At 57.1% G+C, this 15,429-nt stretch carries 16 protein-coding genes and 1 tRNA gene; 10 read left to right on the forward strand and 7 right to left on the reverse strand.

Annotation, left to right across the window (positions count from 1 at the left end):
* Nucleotides 1-160: 160 nt before the first annotated feature.
* From GOW48_RS17275 to GOW48_RS17285, 3 genes are all read right to left on the reverse strand, one after another.
* Entirely contained in the window at nt 161-526 is a 366-nt protein-coding gene (locus GOW48_RS17275) for an SPW repeat domain-containing protein (protein ID WP_170755431.1), read from the reverse strand.
* A gap of 107 nt (nt 527-633) precedes the next feature.
* Nucleotides 634-1,584 carry an AraC family transcriptional regulator gene (locus tag GOW48_RS17280; protein ID WP_170755432.1) on the reverse strand — a complete coding sequence of 317 codons (951 nt, stop codon included), beginning with the start codon at nt 1,582-1,584 and terminating at the stop codon, nt 634-636.
* Between the two features lie 116 nt (nt 1,585-1,700).
* Nucleotides 1,701-2,567, reverse strand: coding sequence for a branched-chain amino acid aminotransferase (locus GOW48_RS17285; RefSeq protein ID WP_170755433.1), 867 nt, complete (start codon nt 2,565-2,567; stop codon nt 1,701-1,703).
* Nucleotides 2,568-2,727: 160 nt separating this feature from the next.
* Between GOW48_RS17285 and GOW48_RS17290 the strand changes: the two genes are divergently transcribed.
* From GOW48_RS17290 to dxs, 6 genes are all read left to right on the forward strand, one after another.
* Nucleotides 2,728-3,240: a MarR family winged helix-turn-helix transcriptional regulator gene (locus tag GOW48_RS17290; RefSeq protein WP_170755434.1), complete on the forward strand. Its 513-nt coding sequence runs from the start codon at nt 2,728-2,730 to the stop codon at nt 3,238-3,240.
* Nucleotides 3,237-3,938 carry a response regulator gene (locus tag GOW48_RS17295; protein WP_170355711.1) on the forward strand — a complete coding sequence of 234 codons (702 nt, stop codon included), beginning with the start codon at nt 3,237-3,239 and terminating at the stop codon, nt 3,936-3,938. The genes GOW48_RS17290 and GOW48_RS17295 overlap by 4 nt, the downstream gene beginning before the upstream one ends.
* 69 nt (nt 3,939-4,007) lie before the next feature.
* On the forward strand, nt 4,008-4,934 hold the full coding sequence (locus GOW48_RS17300; protein WP_170755435.1) for a histone deacetylase family protein: 927 nt from the start codon (nt 4,008-4,010) through the stop codon (nt 4,932-4,934).
* Nucleotides 4,931-5,173, forward strand: coding sequence for an exodeoxyribonuclease VII small subunit (locus tag GOW48_RS17305; RefSeq protein ID WP_170755436.1), 243 nt, complete (start codon nt 4,931-4,933; stop codon nt 5,171-5,173). Before GOW48_RS17300 ends, GOW48_RS17305 begins: the two co-directional genes overlap by 4 nt.
* On the forward strand, nt 5,174-6,040 hold the full coding sequence (locus GOW48_RS17310) for a polyprenyl synthetase family protein (protein WP_170755437.1): 867 nt from the start codon (nt 5,174-5,176) through the stop codon (nt 6,038-6,040).
* A 16-nt stretch (nt 6,041-6,056) separates the two neighbouring features.
* A complete protein-coding gene (gene dxs, locus GOW48_RS17315; protein ID WP_170527711.1) occupies nt 6,057-7,985 on the forward strand; it encodes a 1-deoxy-D-xylulose-5-phosphate synthase in 1,929 nt (642 codons plus the stop codon).
* A gap of 19 nt (nt 7,986-8,004) precedes the next feature.
* On the opposite strand, the gene GOW48_RS17320 is transcribed toward dxs, so the two are convergent.
* Nucleotides 8,005-8,080 (reverse strand) — tRNA-Thr (locus tag GOW48_RS17320).
* 164 nt (nt 8,081-8,244) lie between these two features.
* Here GOW48_RS17320 and GOW48_RS17325 point away from each other — a divergent pair.
* Genes GOW48_RS17325 through arsB form a run of 4 tightly spaced genes read left to right on the forward strand, consistent with a single transcriptional unit; the run spans nt 8,245 to nt 12,354 of the window.
* On the forward strand, nt 8,245-9,078 hold the full coding sequence (locus GOW48_RS17325; RefSeq protein ID WP_170755438.1) for an arsenate reductase/protein-tyrosine-phosphatase family protein: 834 nt from the start codon (nt 8,245-8,247) through the stop codon (nt 9,076-9,078).
* Complete coding sequence (locus tag GOW48_RS17330) at nt 9,075-10,073, forward strand: ArsJ-associated glyceraldehyde-3-phosphate dehydrogenase (RefSeq protein WP_170755439.1); 999 nt, start codon at nt 9,075-9,077, stop codon at nt 10,071-10,073. The genes GOW48_RS17325 and GOW48_RS17330 overlap by 4 nt, the downstream gene beginning before the upstream one ends.
* Nucleotides 10,070-11,335, forward strand: a complete 1,266-nt coding sequence (gene arsJ / locus GOW48_RS17335; protein ID WP_170755440.1) for an organoarsenical effux MFS transporter ArsJ — start codon at nt 10,070-10,072, stop codon at nt 11,333-11,335. The genes GOW48_RS17330 and arsJ overlap by 4 nt, the downstream gene beginning before the upstream one ends.
* On the forward strand, nt 11,332-12,354 hold the full coding sequence (arsB, locus tag GOW48_RS17340) for an ACR3 family arsenite efflux transporter (RefSeq protein ID WP_170755441.1): 1,023 nt from the start codon (nt 11,332-11,334) through the stop codon (nt 12,352-12,354). Before arsJ ends, arsB begins: the two co-directional genes overlap by 4 nt.
* 2 nt (nt 12,355-12,356) lie before the next feature.
* Here the strand turns inward: arsB and glf are convergent, their stop codons facing one another.
* Genes glf through GOW48_RS17355 form a run of 3 tightly spaced genes read right to left on the reverse strand, consistent with a single transcriptional unit; the run spans nt 12,357 to nt 15,175 of the window.
* Complete coding sequence (gene glf / locus GOW48_RS17345; RefSeq protein ID WP_214648674.1) at nt 12,357-13,514, reverse strand: UDP-galactopyranose mutase; 1,158 nt, start codon at nt 13,512-13,514, stop codon at nt 12,357-12,359.
* Nucleotides 13,515-14,405, reverse strand: coding sequence for a hypothetical protein (locus tag GOW48_RS17350; protein WP_170755442.1), 891 nt, complete (start codon nt 14,403-14,405; stop codon nt 13,515-13,517).
* Nucleotides 14,402-15,175: a glycosyltransferase family 25 protein gene (locus GOW48_RS17355; protein WP_170755443.1), complete on the reverse strand. Its 774-nt coding sequence runs from the start codon at nt 15,173-15,175 to the stop codon at nt 14,402-14,404. Before GOW48_RS17355 ends, GOW48_RS17350 begins: the two co-directional genes overlap by 4 nt.
* Between the last annotated feature and the right edge of the window lie 254 nt (nt 15,176-15,429).

The following is a 15,429-nucleotide window of genomic DNA, read 5'->3' on the forward strand; positions in this document are numbered from 1 at the left end:
GCTTGAATCACGCAGCAAAGTCGACGGCAACCAAATTAATAGGTCCAGAACCTAGGGACCACGAGATTGGTGAGCGGCAGTGAGCCGCCTGTTTGTAAAACAAGCGGCTCAGATTTTTGAAAGTATCACGATGATATTGTGACACTTGTGGATAACGCATTCACGCTGTCACTCCCTCTTCCGGCGTGCTGAGCGAGATGACGGCGACCACCGCAGCGCCGTTTAACCAGTAGAATACCGCATCCACGCCCGAAAACCCAAACAGGCTAGGCGCAGCCAGAAACGTCACTCCGACCAGAAGATCCACGGCCAGATGAAATTTATAGGGTAAGACGCGCCAGATCCCCAGGTGATGGTCGGTCAGAACGGTAAGCACAAAAGCGGCAACGCCAGTGACGACCGACAACCACAGCGCCAACGGATTGGATTGACCCAGCCCCAAAAGAAAAGGCAGCGTCATCAGGGCGATAGCGACGGGATAGTCCAGATAGGCATGGATATTGCGCGTAACGAAACGAACAGACATTATATTTCCTTTCCTTGCTTGGTATGGCTCCAAGGTAGGTCGGAAAGCCTGTACGTTTCAGTCCGGATCGTCCGCAAAAAATTGCAGATCGTCCAGAAATCAGGGCATCAATGCATTGATCGATATGCTGCCGGCGACAGGCCGACCTGTTTCTTGAAGACGCGGGAAAAGGCTGCCTCGGATGCATATCCTACTTCGGCCGCCGCATCTGCCACATTCCACCGGTTTTCAGTCAGACCGTGGCAAGCGATCTGCATCCGCCAATCGGTCAGATATTGCATCGGAGTTGTCCCCATCTTCTCGGAAAACAGTTGCGCAAATGCGGTGCGGGACATTCCAGCCTCGCGCGCTAAGCTCTCAACACTCCAGTCCTGCGCGGGCGCCTGATGAAACGCTGTCAGCGCGCGGGACACACGCGGGTCAGCAAACCCGGCCAGCGCGGATTCGCTGGGGCTTTGATGTTCCAGATGAGCGCGGATGGCCTGCGCAAACAGAACTTCGGACAGTTTTAGCGCGATTAAATCGCCGCCAATCCGCGTTCCACCAATCTCGGACCCAATCATCCGCAGGGTAGACTCGATCCAGGCCCCGGCTTCCTCGCCGTAATTCTCGATCAGGATATAAGGGGGCAGCCGGTCGATCAGAATATGTCCGGTACCCTGCCGCCCGGGTGGCCCAGTGAAAGAGAAATGCCCGCAGATCAGTTGTGTATCGCGGGTCTTGTCCTCGCCGCCATAGATCAGCACGCCATCACCCTGATAGCCTGCATCCTGCAGCACCTGTTCCAGCGGCAGCGCATCCAGCGGTTTGACCTCGTTGCACAGCAGCGCATGGGCTGATCCATGCGGGATCAGGATCAGATCGCCCTGCTTCAGACGCAGGATTTCCCCTGTGTTAGAGACATGAACCTTCAGTTCACCGCGCTGCACAAAGTGAAACCGGGCTACGTTTTCAAAGGCCGGTACCTGAATGCCAAAAGGGGGCGTGAACGAAGTTCGGAAATAAAACGTACCGCGCAAAGACAGGCGGGTGAGGATATCGCTGAGAAGGTCCAACATAGACCTAACGTACAATCGTCTGCCAAAACATCCAGCAGCCCGGACGATCTGCACAATCTCTTGAACGCTGGGCAAAGAAAAACCCCCGCCAAAGCGGGGGTGTGATTCCTTGTGAATCAGGCGCGGACCAGCGCCTCGTATGCGGCAGCGATCTCGCGGGTGATGTCGCCCACTTCGAACGTGTAGTCGCCGATTTGCCCGACCGGAGTGACCTCGGCTGCGGTGCCGGTCAGCCAGCATTGCTCAAAATCGGCCATTTCTTCCGGCATGATGTGACGTTCGATCACATTCAGACCTTTGTCTTTCAGCATACCAATCACAGTCTGGCGGGTGATGCCGTTCAGGAAACAGTCGGCCAGCGGGGTGTGAACCTCACCATCCTTGACGAAAAACACGTTCGCACCGGTCGCCTCGGCCACATAACCGCGGTAATCCATGAACAATGCGTCCGAGCAGCCCTTAGCCTCGGCCTTATGCTTTGAGATGGTGCAGATCATGTAAAGACCCGCCGCCTTGGCGTGGACGGGGATGGTTTCAGGGCTGGGGCGTTTCCATTCCGCGATGTCCAGCTTGGCACCCTGCATCTTGGCGTCGCCGTAATACGCGCCCCAGGGCCAGACTGCCACAGCCATCCGCACAGGGTTTTTAGCCGACGCGACACCCATATCCTCACCCGAGCCGCGCCAGACCAGAACGCGCACATAAGCGTCCTGCAGCCCGCTGGCTTTCAGAGTCTCTTCCTTGGCGGTTTCGATTTCGTCCAACGTGTAAGGCATCGGCATATCCAGCGCCTCGGCCGAGGCGATCAGGCGCTCGGAATGTTCGCGGCTTTTGAAAATCTTGCCATTGTAAGCGCGCTCGCCTTCAAAGACCGAGGACGCATAATGCATTGCGTGTGTTAGGATATGGACATTGGCTTCGCGCCAGGGAACCAGCTTGCCATCCAACCAGATGACACCATCACGATCATCATACCCCGCCATGCGAAACCTCCTGAACCGGGTCGAAATTTTCGATTATTGCGCCAGTTAAGTCCGAAGCGGACATAAAGTTGCGCAAAAACTGCGATTCGATACCTGTCTCCTCTTGGAATGTCAATAACGCTGACATAAACTCGGGCAGAAGTAACGCATGAGGCATGATATGTCCGACACCCGTCCCGCCCAGGTTTTCGGTGGAGAAAGCCTGTTGTTTCTGACAGATGAACAACTGCGGCAAGGGATCGAAGCGATGTTTTTTGCCTATCGCGGGTTCACGGCGGATCCTGATCGCATTCTGTCGGACCTTGCCTATGGCCGCGCACATCATCGCGCGATCCACTTCATCAACCGCGCGCCAGGGACAACGGTTAACAACCTGCTGGCCATATTGGGGGTGACAAAACAGTCTCTGAACCGGGTTTTGCGCACGTTGATCGAGGACGGTTTGGTCGAAAGTCGCGTTGGAACAGTGGACAAACGCGAACGGCACCTATTTCTAACCCATGAAGGCGAAGCTCTGGAAGCGAAACTATCAGAAGCCCAGCGCGTTCGAATGCGTGCCGCTTACAAAGATGCAGGCCCTGAGGCCGTGTCAGGGTTTCGTAAAGTACTTGAAGCCATGATGGATGCTGATATGCGTCATGCATACAAGAAATTGCGGGATACAACCTCATGAGCGATATGGACGCCCATCTGCTGATCGTTGACGATGACGAACGTATCCGGGATTTGCTCAAGAAATTTTTGATGCGGAACGGATTTTTGGTTACGGCGGCGCGGGATGCGGCCCATGCACGTCGGGTTTTGTCGGGGTTGGATTTCGACATGATCGTGCTGGATGTGATGATGCCAGGGGAAGATGGTGTCAGCCTGACGAAGGCGCTGCGCGAAACCCATGCGACGCCCATCCTGTTGTTGACAGCCCGCGGCGAGACCGAGCATCGAATTGCAGGGCTTGAGGCGGGGGCAGACGATTATCTGGCCAAGCCGTTTGAGCCCAAGGAACTACTGCTGCGCATCAATGCCATTCTGCGGCGCATGCCCGAAACGCCAGCACAAGAGACTGTCAGCAAAATCCTAACCCTGGGTCCGATCCGGTACGACGTCGAAAAAGGTGAGATGTGGCAAGGTGAAGAACCTGTTCGCCTGACCGCAACGGAAAGCCAGTTGATGAAGATTTTCTCGGCCCAGCCTGGCGAGCCGATCAGCCGGTCGAAACTGGTTGAAGATCTGGGCCGCGACAAGGGTCAGGCACAGGAACGCGCGGTGGATGTCCAGATCACCCGGCTGCGGCGCAAAATCGAACAAGACCCCAAACAGCCGCGGTATTTGCAAACTGTACGCGGCGCGGGTTACATGTTGGCTCCGGACTGAATGAGCCGCTGCGCGGTGATTTCATGCCTTCGGCGAGGATATTTGTAGCCAGATGAAGATGGGATCCCGATGAAGACTGCGCTTTTGACTCATGCGGATTGCCTTGGACATGTAACACCCGAGGGCCATCCTGAACGGGTCGCGCGGTTAGAGCATATTCTGCACGCTTTGGAACCATTGGATTTGGAACGCAAGACTGCGCCCTTGGCAGCGGATGATGATTTGCTGCGTATTCATCCCGAAAGCTATATTCAGGATATTCGCCGTGCCGCTCCGACCGAGGGGTTCCGTCAGGTTGATGGCGATACGTTTCTGTGCCCAGGCTCGGTCAGTGCCGCCTACCGCGCGGCGGGCGCGGCTGTTCGTGCGGTGGATTTGGTGCTTGGTGGTGAGGCCCCAAATGCGTTTTGTGCGGTTAGGCCGCCCGGCCACCACGCGGAAACGGACACCGCAATGGGGTTTTGTGTTTTCGGTAATGCAGCGCTGGCGGCTAAACATGCGCTGGACCATCACGGATTGAAACGGGTCGCCGTTTTCGATTTCGACGTCCATCACGGTAACGGCACGCAGGACCTGTTGTGGGACGAAAAACGTGCTCTGGTCATCACCAGCCAACAAATGCCCCTGTGGCCGGGTTCGGGCCGACCCGACGAGACAGGAACATTTGATACCGTTTTGAACATTCCCTTGCCTCCGGGCTCAAGCGGGGTGGTGATGCGGGCAGCTTATCGCGCGCTGGCCTTTCCGCGTCTCAGAGAGTTTCGGCCCGAGCTGATAATCATCTCGGCCGGGTTTGACGCGCATCAGGACGATCCGCTGGCAGAGTTGAACTGGTCCACAGATGATTTCGCATGGATCACCTCCGAACTTTGCAAAATTGCGGGCGAAGTATGCGGCGGTCGTATCGTCTCGACTCTGGAGGGCGGGTATGATCTGAGAGCACTGTCCGAAGCCACCCGTGCTCATGTGGAAGAATTGATGAAGGCAGCCCAATGACCGAGACACCCGTCGACCAGATGACATTCGAACAGGCCATGAAAGAGCTGGAGACCGTGGTCGGCCAGCTGGAACGTGGCGATGTTGCATTGGACCAGTCCATCGCGCTGTACGAACGCGGAGCGGCGCTGAAAAAGCGCTGCGAGGATGAGTTGAAGCGAGCCGAGGAAAAAGTGGCCGCGATCACGCTGGACACCAATGGTCAGCCGACCGGGACTACGCCTGTCGAAGGTCAGTAAATGTTTCGAGACAGATTGGCGCAGGATGCGGCGTTTATCCAGGACCATTTCAATACGGTTTTGGGGGCGCTGGACGATCTGGATGTGACCCGGGCGATGGCTTATGCCACCGAGGGAGGGAAAAGGCTGCGCGGATTTCTGGTATTGGAAAGCGCGCGGTTGCACGGGGTCGACGCCAATCGCGCGATTTGGCCAGCTACGGCGATCGAGGCGCTGCATGCGTATTCGCTGGTCCATGATGATCTGCCTTGCATGGATGATGATGATCTGCGCCGGGGGCGGCCCACGGTTCATGTGAAATGGGATGAAGGCACCGCCGTTCTGGCCGGGGATGCTCTGCAGACGCTTGCCTTTGAGTTGTGCGCGCGTGCCGAGGTGGGTGAAGCCGCAATTCGCGCAGATTTGACCCTAACATTGGCCAAAGCCAGCGGTGCGCAGGGGATGGTTCTGGGTCAGGCGCTGGATATCGCGGCGGAAACAGCGGCCAGCCCGCTGACGCTGGATCAGATCACGGGGCTGCAGGCGGGCAAAACAGGGGCTCTGATCGAATGGTCGGCCTGTGCGGGCGCGCAGTTGGCGCAGGCGGATGCGGACCCGCTGCGCCACTATGCTCGCGCCCTGGGGCTTGCCTTTCAGATCGCGGATGACATTTTGGATATTGAGGGCGATGCCGAAAAGGCCGGGAAGCGCCTTCAGAAGGATGCACAGGCGGGCAAGGCCACCTTTGTGTCGCTGCTTGGGTTGGAGGCCGCCAAGGCCCGCGCGGCGGAGCTGGTGGATCAGGCCAGTGCTGCGCTGGATGGCTATGGGCCTGCCGCTGAAACCTTGAAGGACGCCGCCCGCTTCGTTATTGCCCGGGACAGCTAAGCCAGGAATGCGCCATATGTCTGACCGCCCCAATACGCCTCTGCTGGACCTTGTGAACCGCCCTGCGGACCTCAAGCAGTTCTCGGACTCGCAATTGCGACAGGTCGCGGATGAGCTGCGGGCCGAGACCATCTCGGCCGTGTCTGTCACCGGGGGACATCTGGGCGCGGGGCTGGGTGTGGTCGAACTGACCACGGCGCTGCATGCCGTCTTTGACACGCCGCGCGACAAGATCATCTGGGATGTTGGGCATCAATGTTACCCGCACAAAATCCTGACCGAGCGGCGTGACCGCATTCGCACCCTGCGCATGAAAGACGGCCTCAGTGGCTTTACCAAACGCAGCGAAAGCCCCTATGACCCGTTTGGGGCCGCGCATTCCAGCACCTCAATCTCTGCGGCGCTTGGGTTTTCCGTCGCGCGCGATTTGGGCGGTGTCACGCCTGAAGGCTTGGGTGATGCGATTGCCGTGATCGGCGATGGGTCGATGTCCGCAGGCATGGCGTTCGAGGCGATGAACAACGCGGGCCACCTGAAGAAACGCCTCGTTGTGATCCTGAACGACAATGAGATGAGCATTGCGCCCCCGGTTGGTGCGCTGTCCAGCTATCTGTCGCGGATTTATACCGAGGCCCCGTTCCACGATCTGAAAGCCGCCGCCAAAGGCGCGGTGTCCCTGCTGCCGGAACCCTTCCGCGAAGGGGCGAAACGCGCCAAAGAGATGCTTAAGGGCATGGCCATGGGCGGCACGTTTTTCGAAGAACTTGGCTTTTCCTATATCGGTCCCATCGACGGGCATGACATGGACCAGTTGCTGCCGGTTCTGCGCACGGTCAAGGCGCGGGCAACCGGGCCGATCCTGATCCATGTGCTGACCAAGAAAGGCAAGGGCTATGCCCCCGCCGAGCAAGCCCGCGACAAGGGGCATGCAACCGCGAAATTCGACGTGGTGACCGGCAAACAGCACAAAGCGCCTTCGAACGCGCCGTCCTATACCTCGGTTTTTGGCAAGACGCTGGTGGAGGAGGCTGGTCGCGACGACAAGATCGTAGCTGTGACCGCTGCGATGCCGGATGGCACCGGGCTCAACCTGTTTGCCGAACGCTACCCTTCACGCTGTTTCGACGTGGCGATTGCCGAACAGCACGGCGTGACCTTTGCTGCCGCACTGGCCGCAGGCGGGATGAAGCCGTTCTGCGCCATGTATTCGACTTTCCTGCAGCGCGGTTATGATCAGGTTGTGCATGACGTGGCCATTCAGCGCCTGCCGGTTCGGTTCGCCATCGACCGCGCGGGCCTTGTGGGGGCCGATGGCGCGACGCATGCGGGATCGTTCGACATCGCTTATCTGTCCAACCTGCCGGGCATGGTGGTGATGGCCGCTGCCGATGAAGCCGAGCTGATGCACATGGTCGCCACCGCCGCCGCGCATAACGACGGCCCCATCGCCTTCAGGTATCCGCGTGGCGAGGGCGTGGGCGTAGACCTGCCCGAACGCGGTGAGGTTTTGGAAATCGGCAAAGGCCGCATTATCCAGTCCGGCGCGCGCGTCGCGCTGCTATCCTTCGGTACCCGTCTGGCCGAAGTTCAAAAAGCGGCCGAGGCGCTTGCCGCCAAAGGCATAGCGCCGACCATTGCTGATGCGCGATTTGCCAAGCCACTGGACCACGGCCTGATTCTGGATCTGGCCGCCAATCACGAGGCACTGATCACCATCGAAGAAGGCGCAATCGGCGGGTTCGGAAGCCATGTGGCGCAGCTGCTGGCTGATGAGGGCGTGTTTGATGACGGCCTGAAATACCGTTCAATGGTACTGCCCGATATCTTCATCGATCAGGCCAGCCCTGCTGATATGTACACGGTGGCCGGGATGAATGCCGAGCAGATCGAGGCCAAAGTGCTCTCGGTTCTGGGCGTGGCGACAATCGGCGAAAAACGCGCCTAATCTTTGTTTTTGCGGAAAATGGTGCCTCAAGAGGGACTCGAACCCCCGACCTTGTCCTTACGAAGGACCTGCTCTACCAGCTGAGCTATTGAGGCAGCGGGGGACCGTTTAAACCGTCTCGCCCTAACGTGCAAGACTTGTTCGGCAGGGCTTTTAGGCGTGCTTACAGCGCCCAAAACCCCGGTCAGTTTTGTGAAATTTTTACGACACTGCTGATCGCCGGTTGCCGTTTTTCTATTATTTCGATATTTCATGAAATATGATAAATGAAACAACCGACAAACTGGCCACCCTGGGTCACCCGCAACGCTTGATGGTGTTTCGCATGCTCATGCGACGATATCCTGACACTGTTCCAGCGGGTGAGCTTGCATCCGAGCTGGGTATCAAACCCAGCACCCTGTCGAATTACCTGAACGCGCTGCAACGCGCGGGGCTGGTGCGGCAAGAACGGTCAGGGACGTCGCTGCTCTATTCGATCGAGATGACGAATGTGCAGCACATGCTGGACTTCTTGCTGAACGATTGCTGCAGGGGCCGGCCCGATATCTGTATGCCGTTTTCACAAGGACCCGAGACTATGCCGGATCGCAAATACAACGTTTTGTTTTTATGCGTGGGCAATTCCGCCCGCTCGATCTTTGCCGAATCCATTCTGCGCACGTTGGGAGAGGATCGCTTCAACGTCTACTCGGCCGGAACGCAGCCCACATCGCAGCTCAACCCATTTGCCGTTCAGGTACTGAGCGACAAAGGGCACGACACCTCAGTTCTGCGGTCTAAGCATATGTCTGAATTTGCAGCCGATGGCGCGCCCGAGATGGATTTTGTCTTCACCGTTTGCAATCAGGCCGCCAATGAGGAGTGTCCCGCTTGGGAAGGCCGGCCAATCAGCGGTCATTGGGGCATGGTCGACCCGGTCAAAGCCACAGGCACGGACGCCGAGAAAAGTCTGGCCTTCCAGAACGCCTATGGCGCGCTGAAACGACGGATCGAGGCGTTTACGTCATTGCCGGTCGAAAGCCTGGACCGGATCGCTTTGCAAACCGCCGTCGATGATATCGGCAGAACCCCCGTTGAGGATATGAAATGACCACTTACGCGGTAAACGGCCTTGGCCGGATGGGCAAACTGGCCCTGAAACCTCTAATCGAGAAGGGCGCCAAGATCGCTTGGATCAATGATGGCGTCGGCGACCCCGAGATGCACGCGCACCTGCTGGAATTCGACACGGTCCATGGCCGCTGGGATGCGGAGTTTACCCATGATGCCGACAGCGTAACGATCGATGGCACGCGCTTGCCGTTCGTTGGCACCAAAGACCTGTCCGACCTGCCTCTGGACGGCGTGGATGTGGTTATCGACTGCACTGGCGTGTTCAAGACCGAGGCTAAGCTGGCACCGTATTTCGAGGCGGGGGTGAAGAAGGTTGTCGTCTCGGCCCCGGTCAAGGACGGCCCCACGGCCAATATCGTGATGGGCGTGAATGAAGGCACTTATGACCCCGCGGCCCATCACATCGTGACCGCGGCGTCTTGCACCACCAATTGTCTGGCCCCGGTGGTTAAGGTCATTCATGAGAATCTGGGTATCCGTCATGGCTCGATGACCACGATCCACGATGTGACCAACACGCAAACCATCGTGGACCGCCCCGCCAAAGACCTGCGGCGTGCGCGGTCGGCATTGAACTCGCTGATCCCGACCACGACTGGCTCGGCCACGGCGATCACGCTGATTTACCCCGAATTGAAAGGCCGCCTGAACGGCCACGCGGTGCGGGTGCCCCTGCTGAACGCCTCGCTGACCGATTGCGTGTTCGAGGTGGAACGTGAAACCACCGTCGAAGAGGTCAACGCCTTCTTCAAAGCCGCCGCCGAGGGTGAGCTGAAAGGTATTCTGGGCTATGAGACCCGGCCATTGGTTTCGACGGATTACACCAATGACGAACGATCTTCGATTGTCGATGCGCCTTCGACCATGGTGGTGAACGGGACGCAGATAAAGATCTATGCGTGGTATGACAACGAAATGGGCTATGCGCACCGTCTGGTGGATGTGGCGCTGATGGTGGGGAACGCGCTGTGAGCGACCGGCCCGAGGGACTGTCGGCCTATATCGCGGTCACGGCGGCCTATTGGGCCTTTATGCTGACCGACGGAGCCCTGCGGATGTTGGTGCTGTTGCACTTTCATACCATAGGGTTCTCGCCGGTTCAGTTGGCTTATCTGTTTGTTCTGTACGAAGTCGCCGGGATGGTGACCAATCTGTCAGCGGGTTGGATCGCTGCGCGGTTCGGGCTGACCTCGACGCTTTATGCCGGTCTGGGGATACAGATTGCAGCATTGCTGACAATGACGTTTCTGGACCCGCATTGGAGCGTCGCCACCTCGGTCGCCTTCGTGATGGCTGTACAGGGTGCCAGCGGCGTGGCCAAGGATCTGGCCAAAATGTCTTCGAAATCCGCCGTCAAACTGCTGGCCCCCACGACAGGAGGAGGGTTGTTTCGCTGGGTTGCTATTCTCACCGGATCTAAAAACGCGGTCAAAGGAGTGGGCTTTTTGCTTGGCGCGATCATGCTGGTCACAATGGGCTTTATGACAGCGATCTTTGTCATGGCCGCTGTTCTGGCCGTGATCCTGTTCGCCGTCATTCGCTTTATGCCGCCCGGCCTACCCAAAGGGCGCAAAGGAGCCAAGTTCTCCGAGGTCTTCTCGAAATCGCCCAACGTCAACTGGCTATCGGCGGCGCGGGTTTTTCTGTTTGGCGCACGCGATGTGTGGTTTGTGGTCGGCATACCGATATACTTTTACGCCGTCCTGTCGGATGGCACGGAAGAAGGCAACCGCGCGGCCTTTTTCATGATCGGTACGTTCATGGCCGTCTGGGTCATACTGTACGGCGCGGTCCAAGCCAGCGCGCCGAAAATCCTGCGGGCCGCGGACCGTACCGAGGGCGACTTGATAAAAGCCGCCCGCACTTGGGCTGCTGTCCTGTTCTGCATTCCTGCGACGCTGACGGTAGCGGTACTGATCTCGGACGGACCGCAAACATGGCTAACCGTGACGCTGGTTTTGGGTCTTTTGGTTTTCGGAGCGATCTTTGCAGTGAACTCGTCACTGCATTCCTACTTGATTTTGGCCTTCACCAAATCCGAGCGGGTCACCATGGACGTCGGCTTTTACTATATGGCCAATGCCACAGGACGCCTTGTGGGCACCGTCCTATCCGGCCTTACCTACCAAGTCGGAGGCTTACCTTTGGTCCTGGGTACAGCCGCCGCAATGGTCGCGCTTGCCGCGCTGACATCCGGAAAACTGACCGACCAAACCCACGAGGCACATGCATGAGCGTCTTTGAAAGATACCTGACCATCTGGGTTGCGCTGGCGATGATCGGCGGCGTCTTGATCGGACTCGCCGCGCCCGGGTTGGTGAGCCTGGTCGCCTCGGCCGAGGTGGCAAGCGTCAATCTGGTCGTCGCGGTGCTGATTTGGGCCATGGTCTACCCAATGATGGTCGGAGTCGACTTCGGAGCCGTAGCCGGCGTTGCCCGCCAACCCAAGGGACTGATCGTGACCCTCGTGGTGAACTGGTTGATCAAACCCTTCACCATGGCCGTGTTGGCTGTACTGTTTTTTGACTACGTTTTCGCCCCGTGGATACGCCCCGAGGACGCCGCACAATACACCGCCGGTCTGATCCTGCTGGGTGCAGCGCCCTGTACGGCGATGGTGTTTGTCTGGTCGCAACTGACCAAAGGGGACGCGACCTATACGCTGGTGCAGGTCTCGGTCAACGACCTGATCATGGTGGTGGCGTTTGCCCCTATTGTGGCGTTTCTGTTGGGGGTCACTGATATCGCGGTTCCCTGGCAAACACTGGTTCTGGCGACGGTGCTCTATGTTGTTTTGCCCTTGATCGCAGGGTTGATCACACGACGCAAACTAGGCTCTAAACAAGCGATTGAGGCGTTCTCGGCCCGCGTTAAGCCGTGGTCCGTCCTGGGGTTGATTGCCACGGTCGTCATCCTGTTCGGCCTGCAAGGACAGACGATCCTGGCCAAGCCGCTTGTGATTGTCCTGATTGCAGTACCGATCCTGATCCAGAGCTATGGCATATTCGCCCTGGCCTATGGCGCAGCTTACGCGCTGAGGGTTCCGCATCGTATAGCCGCCCCGTGCGCCATGATCGGCACATCCAATTTCTTCGAACTGGCCGTCGCCGTCGCCATCAGCCTGTTTGGCCTGAATTCAGGGGCGGCGCTTGCGACCGTTGTTGGCGTTTTGGTCGAGGTCCCAGTGATGCTGTCGCTTGTTGCCTTCGCGAACAGAACCCGCTCCCGGTTCCCCGAACTTACACCGTCCTGAGTTCAGAGAACCGTCAAAAAGAACGGCTTTAGTTTCTCTCCTGCCGCAATCGCGGACAACGCCGATTTGGCTGTATCCAGAGACTCGCGGATAGTGACGTCCATATCCAGATAGCGATAGGTGCCGAGGCGACCGACAAACGTGACATTTTCCGCCTTGTTGGCCAGCTCGACATAATCACCCAGCAGCGCCTTTTCCTTGACCTGACGGATAGGATAATAGGGAATGTCGTCCGGTTCGGCCGCACGCGAGAATTCGCGGTAACACACGGAACCGTCATGCGTTTCCCACGGCGCGAAATGCTTGTGCTCGGTAATACGGGTATATGGGACCTCTTCCTCGCCGTAGTTCATGACAGCACACCCCTGGTAGTCACCATCATACGTGAAGCGTTCGAAATCCAGCGTACGATACCCCAGCCGGCCCAGCTCATAGTCGAAATACCCGTCCAGCGGCCCCGAATAGAAAACGTGGTCAAAGTCATCGCCCATACTGCGGTCGAATGTCGTGCCCAGCTTCACAGTGATCGAGGGATGATCCAGAATACCCGCAATCATATCGGTGTATCCGTTTTCCGGCATGCCCTGGAACTTGTGGAAAAAGTAGTTGTCGTCGTAGTTGAAGCGAACAGGCAAGCGTTTCAGGATCGATGCGGGCAGTTCGGACGGGTGACAGCCCCACTGCTTGATGGTGTAGCCCTTGAAGAACGCCTCATAGAGGTCCTGGCCAACAAACCGCATCGCCTGTTCTTCAAAGCTCTGAGGGTCGGTGATCGAAGTGTCCGCTTGTTCTTCGGTAATGAACTTATGTGCTTCGTCCGGGCGCATCGTCTTGCCAAAGAACTGGTTGATCGTATGCAGATTCACCGGCAGCGAAAACACCTGACCCTTCGAGGTCGTCTTGACCCGGTTCTTGTAGGGCAGGAAATTGGCGTAGCTGTTGACGTAGTTCCACACTTCTTCGTCGTCCGTGTGAAAGATGTGCGGGCCGTAGACGTGTACCATCACGCCTGTGTCCGCATCGCGCTCGGTGTGGCAGTTGCCCCCTATGTGGGCGCGACTGTCGATGATTGTGATTTCATGCCCTTGTTCGGCAAGTTCACGTCCAATCACCGCGCCAGAAAGCCCGGCCCCTACCATCAGAAATCGACCTTTGTTCATCTATTTACCTTCGTGCTTCGGTGAAATCGTGCTCATGTCGAGCGGCTTGATCAACTGTCGCCTAGCGATTTTGAGTATGCCTGACCGTGCCTCGGCCTTGCTGCGAAAGGCGTTCAACACGGACATCCAGCCACGGCACATCCACCAACCCAACTTCAACCGCCCCGAGATGGGTTGTCCGCCCTGCAAGATACCCGCAAACACGATCGGAACCGTACGTCGTGACAAATCGAACATCTCTTTCAGAACGGCCTCTTCTTCTTCTGAACTGAGATTACCAGAAGCCGCCATAGCCGCCTTCAGGTTTTTCCCGACGGGGCGGGTGTGATGCATTGCGATCTCGTCCAGAATGGCTGTCCTGAATGCACCGGCCTCGGCCCAACGACACCAGATATAGTCCAGCCCGTAGCCGCTCATGGTGCTCTGAAACAGGGGCAGAGCCTTCTGCAGCACATCGCGGTGCATACAAGGGGCCATAATCTCGATGTAGTTTGTGTATCTCAGAACAAAGCCCGGGCACTGGCTGAATACGAAATGCGAAAAATAGCTTTCTGAACTCAACGATGGCTGAGCAATGCGAAGACCATAATGCCGCATCGACGCGAACATGGCATTGACGTCCTGCGCACTGATGTCCAGATCGTCATCAGGCAACCAGAAATAGTCGTAACCCTCAAGGTTCCGGTCAATAAGTGTTTGGTACAAACCGTCCCACTTGCCACCTTTAAGCAGGACCGCCTCAACCCCGTCCTCTGCGACAAAGCTGTTATAGGCTTCGTCGGAAAAGAAACTGACGATCAGGTCATAGTCGCGATCTTCATATGGGATTTCGCACCAACGGTGGTGCAATGACTTGCTGCCCGCGCGGACAACGACGAGGCTTTTCTTCATACGTGGCTTCGGACCTTATTCCCGGCGCGCAACAATGGGCCTAACCCTTCGATTCTGTCAGGATTCAAAGGGTGGCTTAGCCTGCCGTGAGTATATTTGGCCTGATAAACGAGGTTGCGCGCGAACCTGAGCAGAGGCGATCCCGGTTTCATTTCTTTACGGCCATGGTCGATCGAACTACCGAGTGCTTCGCGCTCAGAGATCATCGGAGCGGCCAGCGTAAGTATCGGTACCCGGTGTTCCCAGTAGAACTTCAGATCGATATCAACAGGCCGGGCAATCGGAGCATCAATTTCAAGCAGCTGCGCCGCGGCTCTGCGACCGATGATATACCCCGTTGTTCGAGGTGGCAGGCGATCTGATAGGACCAGATCTTGGTCCGCAAATTCCTTAAGGACTTGCACGTTCTTCCCCGGAACTCCGTCCAGTTTTATCATCACGCTTTCGAAGCACTCAGAACAATCGTGCATCGCATCCAGAAACGATCTAGGATCTTTCACAAATGTCGCGTCATCTTCGAGCACCAGCCAAACAGGGTCACCAGAATCTACCAGTTTTTGCCAGATCTGACGGTGGCCCAGCGTGCAGGCAACTTCGTTCAAGCTGAGCGGGCGCTTGAATTTTGTACGATTTTCATTCGTGTCGTAAATCTGATGCAGATTTGGCGTATCGAGCTTATGTCCGGGGATAGCATCTGAAAACTCAAACGTGACGCCAAACTTCGCAAGCTCCGCTTCGCAGAAGCGTCTACGTTGAACCTCTTTCGGCAAACTGAGAACAACAGCTCTTATAGACACGGTTCTTTTCCACTCAAATGCGCGGCATTGTTAGTGGCCGCAAGCTGTAACAACAACTACTTAAAGTAGCAGATTCGGCAGAAGGATCAGAACAGCCAGCCTCTGGCAAATATCCGCCTACCACAACACTCTTTACGCGAATTGTGAGCAACGCGCCTCAATACCGGTTTGTGCTTACTAACACATAACTGTATCACAATATTAACACTTTTAAACTGATCCCGATC

The organism is Ruegeria lacuscaerulensis (assembly GCF_013033355.1).
Lineage (GTDB): Bacteria > Pseudomonadota > Alphaproteobacteria > Rhodobacterales > Rhodobacteraceae > Ruegeria > Ruegeria lacuscaerulensis_A.